At 72.2% G+C, this 17,675-nt stretch carries 13 protein-coding genes; 10 read left to right on the plus strand and 3 right to left on the minus strand.

Annotated features, from left to right (window positions below; genetic code table 11):
* Positions 1-7 precede the first annotated feature (7 nt).
* The 3 genes from OG811_RS02585 (at position 8) to OG811_RS02595 (ending at position 4,050) form a co-directional block, all read left to right on the plus strand.
* The gene (locus OG811_RS02585; protein ID WP_406071840.1) at positions 8-1,930 is read left to right on the plus strand and encodes a bifunctional adenosylcobinamide kinase/adenosylcobinamide-phosphate guanylyltransferase; all 1,923 of its coding nucleotides are present in this window, start codon (positions 8-10) and stop codon (positions 1,928-1,930) included.
* Positions 1,920-2,693 (plus strand): adenosylcobinamide-GDP ribazoletransferase, encoded by a 774-nt coding sequence (locus OG811_RS02590; RefSeq protein ID WP_406071842.1) that lies wholly within the window; start codon positions 1,920-1,922, stop codon positions 2,691-2,693. Before OG811_RS02585 ends, OG811_RS02590 begins: the two co-directional genes overlap by 11 nt.
* A 67-nt stretch (positions 2,694-2,760) precedes the next feature.
* Entirely contained in the window at positions 2,761-4,050 is a 1,290-nt protein-coding gene (locus tag OG811_RS02595; RefSeq protein WP_406071844.1) for a DUF2314 domain-containing protein, read from the plus strand.
* Between the two features lie 157 nt (positions 4,051-4,207).
* Here the strand turns inward: OG811_RS02595 and gcvT are convergent, their stop codons facing one another.
* Entirely contained in the window at positions 4,208-5,338 is a 1,131-nt protein-coding gene (gene gcvT, locus OG811_RS02600; protein WP_406071845.1) for a glycine cleavage system aminomethyltransferase GcvT, read from the minus strand.
* Between the two features lie 162 nt (positions 5,339-5,500).
* On the opposite strand from gcvT, the gene OG811_RS02605 reads away from it, so the two are divergent.
* The gene (locus OG811_RS02605; RefSeq protein WP_406071846.1) at positions 5,501-7,075 is read left to right on the plus strand and encodes a leucyl aminopeptidase; all 1,575 of its coding nucleotides are present in this window, start codon (positions 5,501-5,503) and stop codon (positions 7,073-7,075) included.
* Between the two features lie 50 nt (positions 7,076-7,125).
* Here the strand turns inward: OG811_RS02605 and OG811_RS02610 are convergent, their stop codons facing one another.
* Positions 7,126-7,455: a hypothetical protein gene (locus OG811_RS02610; RefSeq protein WP_406071848.1), complete on the minus strand. Its 330-nt coding sequence runs from the start codon at positions 7,453-7,455 to the stop codon at positions 7,126-7,128.
* 177 nt (positions 7,456-7,632) lie between these two features.
* Here OG811_RS02610 and lpdA point away from each other — a divergent pair, with 177 nt between their 5' ends.
* The 5 genes from lpdA to OG811_RS02635 all read left to right on the plus strand — a co-directional run bounded on the left by lpdA (position 7,633) and on the right by OG811_RS02635 (position 14,220).
* Entirely contained in the window at positions 7,633-9,024 is a 1,392-nt protein-coding gene (gene lpdA / locus OG811_RS02615) for a dihydrolipoyl dehydrogenase (RefSeq protein WP_406071850.1), read from the plus strand.
* A 65-nt stretch (positions 9,025-9,089) separates the two neighbouring features.
* Positions 9,090-10,919, plus strand: coding sequence for a 2-oxoglutarate dehydrogenase, E2 component, dihydrolipoamide succinyltransferase (gene sucB / locus OG811_RS02620; protein WP_406071851.1), 1,830 nt, complete (start codon positions 9,090-9,092; stop codon positions 10,917-10,919).
* Positions 10,920-11,226: 307 nt separating this feature from the next.
* Positions 11,227-12,564: a low temperature requirement protein A gene (locus tag OG811_RS02625; protein WP_406075465.1), complete on the plus strand. Its 1,338-nt coding sequence runs from the start codon at positions 11,227-11,229 to the stop codon at positions 12,562-12,564.
* 91 nt (positions 12,565-12,655) lie between these two features.
* On the plus strand, positions 12,656-13,159 hold the full coding sequence (locus OG811_RS02630; protein ID WP_406071853.1) for a hemerythrin domain-containing protein: 504 nt from the start codon (positions 12,656-12,658) through the stop codon (positions 13,157-13,159).
* 161 nt (positions 13,160-13,320) lie between these two features.
* Positions 13,321-14,220 (plus strand): TIGR01777 family oxidoreductase, encoded by a 900-nt coding sequence (locus OG811_RS02635; protein WP_406071854.1) that lies wholly within the window; start codon positions 13,321-13,323, stop codon positions 14,218-14,220.
* 100 nt (positions 14,221-14,320) lie between these two features.
* On the opposite strand, the gene OG811_RS02640 is transcribed toward OG811_RS02635, so the two are convergent.
* Entirely contained in the window at positions 14,321-15,568 is a 1,248-nt protein-coding gene (locus tag OG811_RS02640) for a PHB depolymerase family esterase (RefSeq protein ID WP_406071855.1), read from the minus strand.
* A 236-nt stretch (positions 15,569-15,804) separates the two neighbouring features.
* Between OG811_RS02640 and OG811_RS02645 the strand changes: the two genes are divergently transcribed.
* Entirely contained in the window at positions 15,805-17,637 is a 1,833-nt protein-coding gene (locus OG811_RS02645; protein ID WP_406071856.1) for a DUF2079 domain-containing protein, read from the plus strand.
* The last annotated feature ends 38 nt before the right edge of the window (positions 17,638-17,675 follow it).

The raw sequence follows: 17,675 nt of genomic DNA on the forward strand, positions 1-17,675 counted from the left end.
TACGGGCATGTCCGTAGACGGGTGGAACACGGTCCTGGTGCTCGGCGGTATCCGGTCCGGCAAGTCCGAGTTCGCCGAGTCCCTGGTCACCGACGCGCCGGTGGTCCGCTACCTCGCCACCGCGCCGGAGGGCGACCCGGAGGATACCGAGTGGGCGGCCCGGCTGGCGGCGCACCGCGCCCGGCGGCCGGGCAGCTGGACCACCGAGGAGACCGCCGCGGACCCGCGCCGGCTGGCTGACGTCCTCGAGTCCGCCGAGCCCACCGAGACGCTGCTCGTGGACGACCTGGGCGGCTGGGTGACGGTGCTGCTCGACCCGGATCACCAGCCCGCCGACGACCTGGCGACGATCGCCGAGCTGGCCGAGGCAATTCGCACCTGCTCGGCGCGGGTGGTGCTGGTGAGCCCCGAGGTGGGGCTGTCGCTGGTGCCGACCACCCCGCTGGGCCGGGCGTTCACCGACGCGCTGGGTGCGGCGAACCGCGCGGTCGCCGACGCCTGCGACGCGGTGGTGCTGGTGGTCGCCGGTCAGCCGGTCTGGCTGAAGCCGGTCGCCGCCGCGACCGAGCCGGCGGCCCCCGCTACCGCTACCGCGCCGGTCGGCGCGAGCCTGGCCGACGTCGAGCCCACCCCCGAGGTGCAGCTGCCCGACGTGCTGACCCACACGCCGCCGGTCATCCCGAACCAGGAGCCCGGCAACCCCTGGGCCGCGCCGACCATGGCACTGCCGATGGTGGCCACCGGGCTGGTCATCCAGCCGGGCATGGAGCTGCCGATGCCCGACGAGTACGCGGGCCCGCAGGCGGTGGACCGACTGGCCACGCTCGACATACCGGGCGCCGGGCTGGGCGTGCTGGACCGGGTGGTCGGCTTCGCCGCCACCACCCAGGGCACCTCGACCCCCCAGGCCTGGGGTTCGGTGCGGGTGCTGCTGCTGCACGGCGACCACGCCGGCGGAGCGTCGGCCGGCACCGTCGCCGGTGAGTCGGCACGCCGGGCCGCGCAGGCCCGCGCCGGCCGGGGCGTGTTGGCGCGGCTGGCCGCTGAGAGTGGCGCCAGCCTGCAGGTGGTGGACACGCCGGCCGCCGCTCCGATGGAGGACCAGCCGGCGCTCTCGCTCGAGCAGGTGGAGTCCGCGCTGCGCTACGGCTGGAGGCTGGCCGAGCAGGCCGCCGACGCCGGCGTACAGCTGCTGGTGCTGGGTGCGTGCGGAGCCGGCACCGAGGCGGCGGCCGCGGCGGTGCTCGCGGCGACCGCGGGCGCCGAGCCGCCCGCCGTGCTGGGCCGGGTGATCTCCGACGCCGGCGAGATCGACGACGCGGCGTGGATGATCCGCTGCGCAGCGGTACGCGATGCCCTGCACCGCACCCGCCGCTCGGCGCGCGGCGCCAAGGACATCCTGGCCGAGTTGGGCGGCGGCGACGTGGCGGTGGCCACCGGTGTGCTGCTCGGCGCCACCGCCCGCCGGGTGCCGGTGCTGCTCGACGGGCCGGTCGGGGTGGCCGCCGGCATGGTCAGCCGCGACCTGGCCGGACAGGCACGGCACTGGTGCCTGCTCGCCGACCACGGCGGGCACCCGGCGGTGCGGCTCGCCGCCGACGTGCTCGGTCTCAACCCGCTGCTCGACCTGCGGCTGGATCTCGGCGAGGGCGCGAACGCGCTGGTCGCGCTCCCGCTGCTGCGCTCGGTGCTGGCGCTGGCCGCGGCGCTGCCGGTCCACCCGTCGCTCGGCGGCGACGAGGAGCCGGACCCGGCCGCCGACGAGCCGGAGTCAACCGACCCGAGTTACGCCGACCCGGATTTCGCCGACCCGGATTTCGCCGACCCCGACTTCGCTGAGCCCGACTTCGCCGAGCCCGAGCCGGCTGGGCCGGGTCCGGCCAGCACCGGCGGGGACGAGCAGCCGGCGTCGGGCTGGCGTGTCGGCTGAGTCACGGTTCCTCGCGGGAACCCGACTGGCGGTCACCACCTTCACCACGCTGCCGGTACGGGCCGGACGGATCGATCGCCCGGTTGCCGGCACCGCAATGGCACTTGCCCCGGTGGTCGGCGCCCTGCTCGGCGCCCTGCTGGCCGGTGTGCTGCTGCTGGCCGGCGCGTTCGCTCCCCCACTGGTGGCGGCCGGCGTGACGGTCGGCGCCGCCGCGCTGCTCACCCGAGGGCTGCACCTGGACGGGCTGGCCGACACCGTGGACGCGCTCGGCTCTTACCGGCAGGGCGCGGCCGCTCTGGAGATCATGAAGAAGTCGGACGTCGGCCCGTTCGGGGTCGTCGCCCTGGTGGTCGTACTCCTGGTGCAGGCGGCGGCGCTCGCCGACCTGGCGGGGCGGTCCTGGCCGGCGTGTCTCGCGGCGGTTGTGGCGGCTACCGCCGCCGGACGGTTCGGCGTCACGGTGGCCTGCCGGCGGGGAGTGCCGGCGGCCCGGCCGGACGGCCTCGGCGCGCTGGTGGCCGGCACCGTCGGCCCGGTGGCACTGGCCGCGGGCGCGGTCGCCGTCGCGCTGCTGGCGGTGCCCGCGGTGCCGGGCCGCCCGTGGCAGGGGCCGCTGGCCGTCGCCGCCGCGCTCGCCGTCGTGCTACCGCTGCTGACCCACGTGGTACGCCGGCTCGGCGGGATAACCGGGGACGTCCTCGGCGCGATCGTCGAGGTGGTCACCACGCTGGTCTACCTGGGTCTGGTGCTGTCCGGCTGAACCGGGCGCGGCGGGCCGGGTAGCGTTCGGTTCGACAGCACCGGCACGGCCACCGGGGGAACCCAGCATGCTCATCACGGACGACTTCCTGCCCGTACCGGTGCCGGAGTCGCTCAGCGCGACCTACCTGGTGCCGATGACGGGGCTGCCGAAGGTCAGCGCGAAGACCGCGGTGGCGGCCCTGACCGGGCGGCTGGCGGAGCCGGTGCACGGGCTGGCCCGGCAGATGCTGGACAGCCCGCTGATGAGCGTCGACACCCGGTCGATCACCGAGTTCCCCGAGCTGCCGCCGGACCTGCTCACCGCGTTCGGCGCCACCGAGGAGCAGTTGGCCCGGCTGGCGGCGGCGACCCACCTGGTGGTCGTGCAGGCCGAGTACCGGCCCGGCTGGCCGCCCGCGCACGAGTGGGCGGCCCGAGCGGTCGCGGCTGCCGTGGCGGAATCCGTCGACAGCGACGTGGTGGACGTCTTCGGCCTGCAGTTCCTCGACCCGGCGACCGCGCTGCGCTCACTCCCCGACGAGCAGGGCCGCATCCGGCTGGTCGACTGGGTGCTGGTGCCGTACTCCTCGGACACCGAGGGGCTGTGGTTCACCACCAAGGGGCTGCGCCGCTTCGGGCTGCTGGAGTTGCAGACCCAGGGGGTGCCCGACCACCTCACCCGCGCCTGGGGTGCGGTGATGACCGGGGCGGCACGGCGGCTGCTGCGGGACTGGACCGACGGGCTCACCGGCGAGGAGGTGCCGGCGTTCGTGCAGCTGCCGGTGCTGGCCACCGTTACCGGGCACGACATCGCGGTGGCGTACGGCAACCCGGAACAACACGGCGCCACCGCCCCGGTGCTGCTGCGCCTGGAACTGGACCCGGCGACCGACCCGGAGGCCGACTCGTTCCTCAGCCTGCGCCCGCCGGCCGGGCACCCGGGTCCCGACGGGCGGTACTACGCCGCCGCCTGCGCGACCCTGTTCTCCGGGATCCAGCCGGACGTGCGCTACGCCCGCTCCGGCGACGCGATGAGCCAGGCGGTCGCCACCGCCCGAGCGGCGCTGGATGCCGCGCGGGCCCGGTTCGTCGCCGGCCACCTCCCGGCGGAGTCGCAGCTGGTGGTCAAGTACGGCCTGCCCGGCGACGACGGCCCGGAGTACGTCTGGGCAGGCGTCACCTCGTGGGAGACCCCGGAGCAGATCATCGGCGTGAGCGCCAGCGACGCCGCCACCGATGCGACGGTCCGGATCGGCGCCCCAGTCGTGGTGGGACCGTCCGACGTGGTCGACTGGGCGGTCCTGGACGCCACCGGCGTCATCGAGGGCGGCTGGACCCAAGCCGTCCTAGATTCCGGCGAACCCCCAACCCCCTAAACCCCACCAACCCCCACCCCACCCCCGCGCCCACCCCCACCCCCGCGCCCGCCCTGTTGATCATGAAGTTATTGCCATGACACGCCGAAGACGGTGGCAATAACTTCATGATCAACAAGGTGGGGCGGGGCGGGGTGGGGCCGGGTGGGGGGTGGGTTTACTTCACTGAGGGGTTTACGAACGGGGGTTTGGTCAGCTGGAGGGGGGCTCGGCGGCCGCGGATGTCGACCTCGACCACGTCGCCGTCGGCCAGCCTCGCGTCGGTGTCCAGCAGGGCCAGCGCCACGCCCTGCTTGCGGGTCGGTGAGAAGGTGCCGCTGGTCACCGTGCCGACCTGGGCGTCGCCGACGTGCAGGGTCATCCCGGGCCGCGGAATGGCCCGGTCGACGGCCACCAGGCCGCGCAGCGTACGCCGGGCGCCAGCGGCCTTCTCGGCGAGCAGCGCGTCGCGGCCCCAGAAGGCCGGTTTGTCCCAACCGACCGCCCAGCCGGAACGGGCCTGTACCGGGCTGATGTCCAGGGAGATGTCCTGCCCGTGCAGCGGGTAACCCATCTCGGTGCGCAGCGTGTCCCGGGCGGCCAGCCCGCAGGCCCGCAGCTCGAACGCCGCACCGGCGGCGAAGAGCGCGTCCCAGACGGTCACCGCGTGCTCCGCCGGCACCACCAGCTCGTAGCCCAGCTCGCCCGTGTAGCCGGTACGGCAGACGGTCAGCTCCACCTCGGCCAGGTTCGCGGCGGAGAAGCTCATGTAGCCGTGCTCGGTGGGCAGGTCGAGGGCGGCCAGCAACTCGGCCGAGCGCGGGCCCTGCACGGCAAGCACGGCGTACGCCTCGTGCTCGTCGGTGACGGTGACCTGCACGGGCGCGGCGGCGCGCAACCGGCGCACCACCTCGGCGGTGTTCGCCGCGTTCGGGATGAGGAACACGTGGTCGTCGGCGTACAGGTAGGCGATGATGTCGTCCACCACACCGCCGGTGACGTCGTCGCAGCAGAGCGTGTACTGCGCCCGGCCCGGGCCGATCCGGCCAAGGTCGTTGCTGAGGCAGGCGTTGACGAAGTCGGCCGCGCCGGGGCCGCTCACCCGGGCCTTGCCCAGGTGCGACACGTCGAAGACCCCGACCCCGGTACGCACCGCGGTGTGCTCCTTGAGCACACCGCTGCCGGCGTACTCCAGCGGCATCTCCCAGCCCCCGAAGGGGGCGAACTTGGCGCCGGCGGCGATGTGCCGCTCGTGCAGCGGGGAACGGCGCAGCCGGGTCGCGGCAGCGTCGGAGGTCACGTCGGTCATGGGTGGCAACTTACCGGGGGCAGCCTCGCTGGTTAGCATCGGCGGGAGCCCGCTGGCGCCATCGGCGGGACAGCCATGACGTCCGGCGGGTAGGTTCCGCCGGAGACCTTCACCGCTGGTACGCGACGCCGCGACCGGCCCGGCCCGCCCGGAGTAGCTTCAGTGACATCACCCCGCACCACCAACCTGAGCCTGGTTGACACCGACCCGGCCGAGCTCGCTGTCGACGCGATCGTGATCGGCGTGCACAGTCAGACCGGAGAGCAGCGCGCCACCAGCGGCCTCGCCGGCACCTTACTGCTCGCCAGCGGCGCGGAGAGCATCGCCGTGGCGTTCGACGGCAAGCTGACCGAGACCCTGGCGCTGCTCGGCGCGACCGGTGGGCCGGGTGAGGTCATCAAGCTGGCCACGCTGGGCACCGTGACCGCTCCGCTGGTCGCCGCTGTCGGGCTCGGCCCGGAGCCGTCGGGCGCCGCCCCGGCCCCGGAGACGCTGCGCCGGGCCGCCGGTGCGGCGATCCGGGCTCTGGCGGGCGCGCCGAAGGTCGCGCTGGCCATGCCACTGCCGGACGACGCGGACGCCTCGGCCGCGCTGCGCGCGGTCGCCGAGGGTGCGCTTCTCGGCGGGTACCGGTTCGCCGGCTACAAGACCCGCCCCCAGCCGACCCGGCGGGAGCCGGTGGCCGAGGTGCTCATCGCGGTGCCGGACGCCGCCGACGCGGGCGCCCAGTCGGAGGTCACCCGGGCGCAGGCCGTGGCGGGCGCGGTCCGGCTCAGCCGGGACTGGGTGAACACCGCGCCGAACGAGCTGCGTCCGCCGTCGTTCGCCGACGCGGTCGCCGGCGCTGCCCGTGACGCGGGCCTCGACGTCGAGGTGCTGGACGAGGCGGCACTGGCCGCCGGTGGGTACGGCGGCATCGTCGCGGTCGGGCAGGGCTCGGAGGCCCCGCCGCGGCTGGTGAAGCTCACCTACACCCCGCAGGGTGGCGGCAACGGCAAGCGGGTCGCGCTGGTCGGCAAGGGAATCACCTTCGACACCGGCGGCATCTCGATCAAGCCTGCGCAGGGCATGTGGGAGATGAAGTCCGACATGGCGGGCGCCGCTGCCGTGGGCGCCGCCATGCTGGCGATCGCCGCGCTGAAGCCGGCGGTGGCGGTCAGCGCCTACCTGCCGATGGCGGAGAACATGCCGTCGGGCACCAGCTACCGGCCGGGTGACGTGATCACCATGTACAACGGCAAGCGGGTCGAGGTGCTCAACACCGACGCCGAGGGCCGGATGATCCTGGGCGACGCCATCGCCCGCGCCTGCGAGGACGGCACGGACTACCTGTTCGAGACCTCCACGCTGACCGGCGGTCAGGTGATCGCGCTCGGCAAGCGGATCGCCGGCGTGATGGGCACTCCGGAGCTGTGCGAGCGGGTCCGGACGGTCGGCGACGCCGTCGGCGAGCCGGCCTGGCCGATGCCGCTGCCGGACGACGTGCGCAAGGGCATGGACTCCGACGTGGCGGACATCTCGCAGGTCAACGCCGGGATGGACCGGGCCGGGCACATGCTGCAGGGCGGGGTGTTCCTGCGCGAGTTCGTGACCGACGACGTCGCCTGGGCGCACATCGACATCGCGGGGCCGGGCTACCACTCCGGTGAGCCGGCCGGCTACTGGACCAAGGGCGGCACCGGTGTCCCGGTCCGCACCCTGGTGCAGCTGGTCGAGGACGTCGCCGCCAACGGCTGACGGACGTGCGGAGGGGCCCCGGCGTTGACGCCGGGGCCCCTCCTGGCATCTCAGTACCGCTCGGGGCGACGCTTGCGGCGCTCGTTGAAGTCGCGCATCCGCTGCGGGTAGCCCATCAGCCGGACGTCGTACACCGGAATACCCATCCGGTACGCGAATCGTCGGGCGCCGTCCGGGCCGTCGATGCGGCGACGGGTCCACTCCCCGTCGTCGGCGATCAGGATCACCGTCGTCTCCGTCACCGTCGTGCGCGGCTCGATGAACGCCTCGACGCCACGCCGGCTCCGGATGAAGTTCTCCAGATGGTCGAGGTCACCCCGATCGGCCGCACGGCCATGGCTCGGCACAGCCGCCTGTTTGCGGCGCCGGAACAACCCCACAGACCTCTCCCCCACGTTGCGTCATCGACAAGGATGCCAAGGGTACGTCTCGATGACGTGTCGTTGGGCACCTCAGTACGCACCCTGTGCCCAGTGGTGACAAGATGACCGAGGTGGGGTGTGTCCGTGTTACACCTCCGTGACCCCCGAAGCAGCGACGCGACCTGGGAGTTGAACGTGAGCGAGCCGAACGAAGCGACCTTCGACATCGTCATTCTCGGAGGTGGCAGCGGCGGCTACGCGACGGCCCTGCGCGCCGCCCAGTTGGACCTCTCCGTCGCGCTGATCGAGAAGGGCAGGCTCGGCGGGACCTGCCTGCACAACGGCTGCATCCCGACGAAGGCTCTGCTGCACGCGGCCGAGATCGCCGACCAGGCCCGCGAGTCGGAGCAGTTCGGTGTGAAGGCCGAACTGATCGGCATCGACATGGCCGGGGTCAACTCGTACAAGGACGGCGTGGTCGCCCGGCTCTACAAGGGCCTGCAGGGCATGCTGAAGGGCAACAAGGCGATCACCATCGTCGAGGGCCACGGCAAGCTGGTCGGCAAGAACGTCGTCGAGGTCGACGGCAAGCGCTACACCGGCCGCAACGTGGTCCTGGCCTCCGGCTCGTACGCGAAGAGCCTGCCCGGCCTGGAGGTCGACGGCGAGCGGATCATCACCAGCGACCACGCGCTCACGATGGACCGGGTGCCGTCGTCGGTGATCGTGCTGGGTGGCGGCGTGATCGGCGTCGAGTTCGCCAGTGTGTGGAAGTCCTTCGGTGTGGACGTGACGATCGTCGAGGCGCTGCCTCGGCTGGTCGCCGCCGAGGACGAGGAGTCGTCGAAGGCGCTGGAGCGGGCGTTCCGCAAGCGGAAGATCAACTTCAAGGTCGGCAAGCCGTTCGAGAAGGTCGAGAAGACCGAGAGCGGCGTCAAGCTGACGATCCAGGGTGGCGAGACCGTCGAGGCGGAGCTGCTGCTGGTCGCCGTGGGTCGCGGCCCGAACACCGCCAACCTCGGGTACGAGGAGCAGGGCGTCAAGATGGACCGCGGCTACGTGCTGACCGACGAGCGGCTGCGCACCAGCGTGCCGAACGTCTACGCGGTCGGCGACATCGTGCCCGGCCTCCAGCTCGCGCACCGGGGCTTCCAGCAGGGCATCTTCGTCGCCGAGGAGATCGCCGGCCAGACCCCCGCCGTGATCGACGAGGCCGGCATCCCGCGGGTCACCTACTGCGACCCGGAGCTGGCGTCGGTGGGTCTCACCGAGGCGAAGGCCAAGGAGCAGTACGGCGCCGACAAGGTCAAGACCTACAACTACAACCTGGGCGGCAACGGCAAGAGCCAGATCCTCAAGACCGCCGGCTTCGTGAAGCTGGTCCGGGTGGACGACGGCCCGGTGGTCGGCGTTCACATGGTCGGCGCCCGGGTGGGTGAGCTGATCGGTGAGGCGCAGCTCATCTACAACTGGGAGGCCTACCCGGCGGAGGTCGCCCAGCTCGTGCACGCCCACCCGACCCAGAACGAGGCCCTGGGCGAGGCGCACCTGGCCCTCGCCGGTAAGCCGCTGCACGCGCACGCCTGATCATCCAACCGCGGCGTCCGGCGACGGGCGAAGATCCCACCAGGGGAATGAAGGAGTCTCAGAAAATGCCGGTATCGGTCACCATGCCCCGGCTCGGCGAGAGCGTCACCGAGGGCACCGTCACTCGCTGGCTCAAGCAGGAGGGCGACACGGTCGAGGTCGACGAGCCGCTGCTCGAGGTCTCGACCGACAAGGTCGACACCGAGATCCCGTCGCCCGCGGCGGGCGTGCTGAGCCGGATCGTCGTCGGTGAGGACGAGACTGCCGAGGTCGGCAGCGAGCTGGCCGTCATCGCCGGTGAGGGCGAGTCGACCGGCGGTGGCGAGGCCGCCCCGCAGGAGCAGCCCCCGGCCGAGTCGGTCGAGCCGGCCGCCGAGCCGACCGCCGCCGCCGAGGGCACCGCCGACCAGGTGGCCCAGGACGAGGCCCCGGCTCCGGCCGCCGCCTCGTCGGGCGAGGGCACCCCGGTGAAGATGCCGGCCCTGGGTGAAAGCGTCACCGAGGGTACGGTCACCCGCTGGCTCAAGCAGGTCGGCGAGACCATCGAGGTCGACGAGCCGCTGCTGGAGGTGTCCACCGACAAGGTCGACACCGAGATCCCGTCGCCGGTCGCCGGCACTGTGCTGGAGATCAAGGTCGCCGAGGACGAGACCGCCGCGGTCGGCGCCGACCTGGCGATCATCGGCGTTGCCGGCGCGGCCCCCGCGCAGCCGAAGCCCGAGCCGAAGCCCGAGCCCCGGACGGAGGCCAAGCCGGCGCCCAAGGCCGAGCCGAAGCCGGAGCCGAAGGTCGAGGAGCCGACGCCGGGCATGTCGTACAACGAGCCGGCTGCGGAGACCGAAAGCTCGTCGCAGCCGGTGAAGACCGAGCAGGCCTCGCAGCCGGCCACGGCGGCCTCGACGCCGCCGCGCCCGTCCGCCCCGGCCCAGGGTGGCGGCGAGGAGGCCGCCGGTTACGTCACTCCGCTGGTGCGCAAGCTGGCCAGTGAGCACGGCGTCGACCTGTCCTCGCTCAACGGCACCGGTGTGGGTGGCCGGATCCGCAAGCAGGACGTGCTGGAGGCGGCCGAGAAGGCGAAGGCGGCCAAGGCCGCTCCCGCCGCGCCGCAGCCGGCCGCCGCGCCGTCGGCCGCCCCGGCCAAGCCGGCCGCCAAGCCGCAGCCGAGCGGCAAGCGGGGCACCACCGAAAAGCTCCCCCGGATCCGTAAGGCCATCGCCACCCGGATGCACGAGTCGCTGCACGAGATGGCGCAGCTCACCACGGTGGTCGAGGTGGACGTCACCCGGATCGCCAAGCTGCGGACGCAGGCCAAGGACTCGTTCCAGCAGCGGCACGGCGTGAAGCTGTCCTTCCTGCCGTTCTTCGCTCTCGCCGCCGTCGAGGCGCTGCAGACGTACCCGATCGTCAACGCCCGACTGGACCTGGCGGGTGGGACGATCACCTACCCGGAGGCGGAGCACCTCGGCATCGCCGTGGACACCGAGCGGGGCCTGCTGGTGCCGGTCATCCACAACGCCGGCGACCTCAACCTGGGCGGCATCGCCAAGCGGGTTGCCGACCTGGCCGAGCGGACCCGGACCAACAAGGTCAGCCCGGACGAGCTCGCCGGTGCCACCTTCACGCTGACCAACACGGGCAGCCGGGGGGCGCTCTTCGACACCCCGATTGTGCCGTCGCCGCAGTCGGCGATGCTCGGCACGGGTGCCGTGGTCAAGCGTCCGGCCGTGGTAAACGACCCGGAGCTGGGCGAGGTCGTCGCGGTCCGGTCGATGGTCTACCTGGCCATGTCCTACGACCACCGGCTGATCGACGGCGCCGACGCCGCCCGTTTCCTGGCCGCGGTCAAGGAGCGGCTGGAGGCCGGCAACTTCGAGTCGGAGCTGGGCCTGGCCTGATCCTGTGCAACGCCGAAGGGCGCCCTGGTCGTCGACCGGGGCGCCCTTTCGGTTGCGATCCTCAGTCCTTCAACAGCGCGGTCGAGACCTGCCAGAGTCGCTCGACGGCTCCGGGCCCAGCGCGTGTTCCGCGACGCCCGCCCCGCCCGTCAGGCCGGGCGGGGCGGCCTCCTGGCAGCTGACGTAGCGCTGCAGGTTGGTCTGGATCGCGCCGGGCATCAGCGCGTTGGCCGTCTTGGACTGCCCGTACGCCGCCGCCATCGCCGTTCGAGCCTCCGAACAGGCCGAGCGCTGCCAGAGTGGGACCGTGGGCGGCTTCCGGCGGCGTGGACAACTGGGACCGGCCGTCCCGATCGCTCCCGGCGCCCGGGTGGACAAGTTCGAGGTCTTCTTCGACCTGGTCTTCGTCTTCTCGTTCTTCATCATCACCCGGGAGACCGCCGCGAACATCTCCGGCCGACAGTTGCTGCACGCCGGCCTGGTGCTCGCCGTGCTCTGGTGGATCTGGGTGGTGCACAGCCTCGTCGCCACCCGGGTCCGACTCGGCGAGGGCTACGTCCCGGTGCTCATGGTGATCGCGATGGCCGCACTGTTCGCGTTCGCGCTGGCGCTGCCGCAGGCGTTCATCGAACCGAAGGGGAGCGTCGCCGGACCGGTGCTGGTGGCCATCAGCTACGTCGTGGTCCGGGCCGTTCACATGATCCTCTATCAGCATGTGGTGCGGGACAGCCCGCAGGAGCGGCGGCAGCTGCGGCGGTTCGCCCCGGAGCTGGTGGTCAGCATCGTGCTGCTGCTGGCCGCCGCGCTGATCCCGCCGCAGATCACCGACCCGGACCAGGCCGCCATGGTCCGCGACGGGCTGTGGATCACCGTGGTGGTGGTGCAGTACGCCACCGGCTTCATCATCGGCACCTGGGGCTGGGGGGTGACCAGCGCGGAACATTGGACGGAGCGCTACGACCTCATTCTGATCATCGCGCTGGGTGAGTCCGTGATCTCCACGGGCGTTGGCGGCAACCTGCTCGGCAAGCCGGTCACCTGGCCGGCGGTGGCGGCCGCCACGCTCGGCATCGTGGTCACCGCCGCCCTGTGGTGGGCGCACTTCGACTTCATCGGGCCGGCCGCCCGGATCGCCCTGCATGCGGCCGAGGGCAAGCCCCGGGTGGCGATGGCTCGGGATGCGTACGCGTACTGCTACCTGCCGATGATCGCCGGGGTGATCCTCTTCTCCATCGGTAACGAGGAGATCCTGCGCAAGATCACCGACCCGGCCGGCGGGGTCGCCGAACGGGTCGGGGGCCCGGCCGTGCCGATGCTCTTCGGCGGGTTGATCTGCTACTTCGCCGTCAACATGTTGTTCCAGCTGCGGACCCTGCACACCGTCAGCTGGACCCGCGTCGGCGTCATCGTCGTGCTCACGGTGGCCCTCCCGATCGGTCAACGCCTGCCGACGCTGGGTACGCTCACCCTCGCGACCGTCATCTGCGTGGGGCTGGTGGCCGTCGAGGTTCTGGTGATGTCGGGTTCCCGGCACGCGCTGCGGGCCGCCGTCTTCGAGGAACGGACCACTCACGAGGCCCACGAGGCCGCCTGGCGTGCACGCTGGCACAACGTCCCGGAGCCCGACGAGCCGACCACGCCGTGAACCCAACGGATAGACTCCGGCGCAGCGTCGCGGTGCACCCGGCACGAAGGCCGCCGTGGGCATGGAGGCGCGGGGACAGCATGGGACGAACGTGCACCCAACCGGTTCACCGGCCGGCCGGCTCGCCGCCGTCGGCAATCAGATGATCGAGATCCACCTCTGGCTCAGCGCGGAACTGGCCCGGCTCAGGGCAAGCCTCGACACCGCGGGCGGTGCCCGCCCGTCCCGCGAGCTGCGGGCGCACTGCCTGACCTTCTGCACCGCACTCGGCCGACACCACACCGGTGAGGATGCGGGCGCGTTCCGCTTACTGGCCGAGCAGGTCCCCGAACTGCGCCCGGTCATCGAGAACCTGATCACCGATCACGAGGTGGTGGCGGGGGTCCTGGAGCGGGTCGAGGCGCTGCTGGCCGGCGACACGGCGGTGCCACTCGCCCAGGTGCGCGCCGAGTTGGACGGGTTGGCGGCGCTCCTGGAGTCGCACTTCCGATACGAGGAGAAGCGGCTGGTCACCGCGCTGAACGCGCTCACCGGCCAACCCGGGACGGCCGAGGAACTCCTCGGCCTGACCGCACCGCCGCACGTCGCCGACTGACGGGCGGTCCCGCCCCCACCCCCCACCCCGCCCACCCCCCACCCCGCCAATCTTGCACTTGCTGTCCCGACAGAACGGACCTGGCTGGGCAGAACGGCGACACGAAGTGCAAGATCGGCGAGGAGTGGGGCGGAGGCGGCGTTTTACACGAAGATAAGGTCATGCGGATCCTTCTGGCCGGCGCGTCCGGCTTCCTCGGCACCCGGCTGGCCGACCGGCTCGCGGCGGACGGGCACCAGGTCGCCCGGCTGGTCCGTCGGCCGCCGCGCGGCCCACAGGAGCGGCAGTGGAACCCGGCCGCCGGGCAGCTCGACCCGGCCGCGGTCGCCGAGGCCGACGCGGTGGTCAACCTGGCCGGCGCGGGCGTCGGCGACAAGCGCTGGAACGACGACTACCGGCGGTTGATCCGCACCAGCCGGGTGGACAGCACCACCACACTGGCGACCACCCTCGCGGGGCTTCCCGCCGCCGACCGACCCCGGGCGCTGCTCAACTCGTCGGCCGTGGGTTGGTACGGCAACACCGGAGACCGGGTGGTCGAGGAGGACGCGCCGGCCGGCGAGGGCTTCCTGGCCGATGTCTGTCGGGTGTGGGAGGCCGCGACCCGACCGGCCGAGGACGCCGGGGTACGCGTGATCCGCCTACGCACCGGCCTGCCGCTGCACCGCGACGGTGGGCTGCTCAAACCGCAGTTGCTGCCGTTCAAGCTGGGCATCGCCGGCCGACTGGGCAGCGGCCGGCAGTGGCTGCCGTGGATCTCGATGGTCGACTGGTTGGACGCGATTTGCTTCCTGCTGGACCACGACGACATCGCTGGCCCGGTCAACGTGGTGGGGCCGAACCCCGTCACCAACGCGGAGTTCACCCGCGAGTTGGCCCGGCAGCTGCACCGGCCGGCGGTCATCCCGATTCCCGCGCTGGCGCTCAAGGTGGCCCTCGGCGGCTTCGCCCATGAGGCCCTCACCAGCACCCGAGTCCTCCCCGGCGTCCTAACCCGCGCCACCTACCCCTACCACCACCCAACCCTCCCCGAGGCCCTGCACGCGGCCCTCCACCCCTGAACCCCTCCACCCCTGAACCCGCGTTGATCATGAAGTTATTGCCACGACACGCCGAGGCGAGTGGCAATAACTTCATGATCAACAGGGGTTGGGTGGGGGGTTAGCAGCCGATTACCCAGTAGTTCGGGGCGGTTTGCTTTAGGCCCGTGGTGTAGAAGGTGTTGTAGAGGCCCATCCGCTGGTTGGAGCCGTTCGCGTAGGCGTAGCCACCCGACTGGTACGCCCGCCCGGCGGTGACGTGCGCGTAGTTGCTGGCGGTCACGCAGGTCGGTGGCGTGGTCGGCGTCGGGGTCGGGGTGGCCGTGGGGGTCGGGGTCGGCGTGGCGGTCGGGGTCGGCGTGGCGGTCGGGGTCGGGGTCGGGTTGGTGCCGCCGCCGTTCAGGCCGAAGAAGAGCGCGTCACGGTACGTCGAGCAGATGGTGTCCAGGAAGTACGCGGCGGCGTTGCCGCACTGCTCGGCTCCGGAACCCGGGTCGACCGGCGTGCCGTGGCCCATCCCGGAGACCCGGTAGAGCCGCACATCGTCGTTGCCGTACACCTCGAGGCTCGTGTTGCCGGGCAGTGACGAGGTGCTGCTCGGGGTCTGCGACACCCCCCGCACGTTGGTCCACTGGTCGCGGGACTCGGTGCCGTTGAGCGGGGTGACCGTGGTGTCCGAGGTGCCGTGCCAGATGGCCACCCGGGGCCGCGGGCCGGTGTAGCCGGAGTACGCGCCACGGACCAGGTCGCCCCAGGCTGCCGGGGTCTTGTCCGAGCCCGGATTCATGCAGCTGAACGCGTTGACCATGCTGGTGGCACAGCGGTACGGGATCCCCGCGATGATCGATCCAGCGGCAAAGACGTCCGGGTAGGTGGCCAGCATGACCGCGCTCATCGCCCCGCCCGCGGAGAGACCGCTGACGAAGACCCGGGATCCGTCCACCCCGAAGTTCGCCTTGGCGTGGTCGACCATCTGCTTGATCGACAGCGCCTCGCCCTGACCCCGGGCGGTGTCACCGGCCTCGAAGAAGTTGAAGCAGGAGTTGGCGTTGTTGCCGGCGGGCTGCTGGGCAACGACCAGGGCGAACTTCCACAGGTCGGCGTACTTCTGCCAGCCGGAGTTGGCGAAGTAGCCGGAGGCGTTCTGGGTGCACCCGTGCAGCAGGACGACGGCCGGGGAGTTCGCCGGCAGGTTGTCCGGCCGGTAGGCGTACATGGCGAGGTTGCCCGGGTTGGAGCCGAACCCGGTGACCTGGGTGAGGGTGGCGGCCTGGGCGGGGGCGGCGATGGCGACCGCGCCGGTTACGGCGAGGGCGAGCCCGGCGACCGCGCCGACAAGCCGGATGAGGGTGGACGAGGAGCGGCGCACGGCGGCCTCCTGAGGGGGCAGACTGTGAACTGGGTCACGGTCGAATTGCCGAGACGTTACGACGATGTGTCGCCGCTATGACATGGGGCACACTCACACATTCACATCGACCGCTGTGTACGCCGAACCATCGACTCTCCGCGGCTGGGACCACTCCCCTACCTCAGGCGATAACAGGGGTCCCCTCCTTGCAGGTCTGACCGGCCCGTCCAGGTCCGGTTGGTAACGTCCGCTGCGTGCCGTCCTCCCCGTCGCTGGCCACCGGGCCCGCACCCGCGTCCCCGCCGCGCGCCAACCGGGGCCGCCGAGCCGACCTGATCGTCGTGCTGGTGGCGCTCGCGCTCGCCGTCTGGGTGACCAGCGGGCTGTGGCGGGACCCGAACGTTCGCACCATCACCGTCAACTCCAGCGACCAGGCGCTCTTCGAGTGGCTGCTGGCCTTCGGCGGGCACGCGGTCACCCACGGGGAGAACCCGTTCTTCACGTACCTGATCAACGTCCCGGACGGGGTCAACCTCGCGGTCAACACCTCGATCACGGTGTACGCGGTGGTCTTCGCCCCGCTCACGTACCTGATCGGGCCACCGGCGACGTTCCTGGTGATCCTCACCCTGAACCTGCTCGCCACCGCGCTGGCCTGGTACTGGCTGCTCTCCCGGCACCTGGTCCGCAGCCGGCTTGCCGCCGGGGTCGGCGCCCTGTTCATCGCCTACTCCCCCGGCATGGTCTCGCACGCCAACGCCCACCTGAACTGGACCGCCGGCTGGCTGGTGCCGCTGCTGATCTGGCGGCTGTTCGCGCTGCGCCGAGGAGGGCGCTGGCTCCGCGACGGGGTGATCCTCGGCGTGCTGGTCGCGGTGGCCTTCTCGATCGCCGCCGAAGGGCTCTTCTTCACCGCCGTGGCGCTCGGGGTGTTCCTCGCCGTCTGGGCGCTGCACCCGGCCAACCGGGCCGAGGCCCGCGCCGCGCTGCCCACCTTCCTGCGCGGGCTCGGGGTGACCGCCGTGGTGGCCGGTGCGCTGCTGTCGTACCCGCTGTGGCTGCACTTCGCCGGGCCGCAGCGGTTCCACGGCACCGGCTTCGACCCGGTGACCCATTCTGAGGACATCGCCGCGTTCGCCGCCTTCCCGCGCCGCTCGCTGGCCGGCGAGGCAGGGCTGGGCACCTCGCTGGCGCCGAACCCGACCGAGGAGAACTCGTTCTTCGGCATCCCGCTGCTGGTGCTCACCGTGGTCTGCTTCGTCGCGCTCTGGCGGCGGGCCGACGCGGGCCGCCGGGCGACCCTCTGGGCGCTGGGCTTCCTCGCGCTGATCTTCACGGTGCTCTCCTTCGGCCCGGTCGCCAAGGTCGACGGACGACGCAGCGATCTGCCCATGCCGTTCGACCTGCTCGGACAGCTACCAGTGGTGAACGCGGCGCTGCCGGCCCGGCTGGCGCTGGTGGTCGCGCCGGTGATCGGGCTGTTGCTGGCGTACGCCGTCGACCAGTTGCGCGCCGCACCGCCCCGGCACCGCTCCACGGAGGTGGCCTGGCTGCTCGGCTTCGCGGTGGCCCTGGTGCCGCTGCTGCCCACCCCGCTGCTCACCCACGAGCGGGAGCCCATCCCGCGGTTCATCACCTCCGGCACGTGGCGGGACTACGTCTCACCGGACGGGGTGCTCACCCCGGTGCCGCTGCCCGTGGACGTCTACCCGGACGGCCAGCGCTGGCAGGCGTACGCGTTGTCGCACCGGCAGGGCGAGTTCAGGATTCCCGGCGGCTTCTTCCTCGGTCCCGGCGGGCCGGACGGACGCGGCCGGATCGGCCCGGTGCCGCGCACCCTGAGCGCGCTGATGGACCAGGCCGGCCGTACCGGGATGGTGCCGATCGTCACCGAGGGGACCATCCGGGAGGTCCGCTCCGATCTGCGGCACTGGCAGATCGAGACGGTGGTGCTCGCCGACCAGGTGCACGGCGCAAAGTTCGACATCGACGAAGAGGCGGTCCGGCGCACCGCCACCGCCCTGTTCGGCGAGCCGCAGCGGGTCGACGACGTCTGGCTCTGGCGCATCCCACCGGCTGATCAATAGGCAGCGGCGCGGTCGACCGGGGCATCGCGGCCGGCCCT

This window comes from Micromonospora sp. NBC_01638 (assembly GCF_045209745.1).
Taxonomy (GTDB): Bacteria; Actinomycetota; Actinomycetes; order Mycobacteriales; family Micromonosporaceae; genus Micromonospora.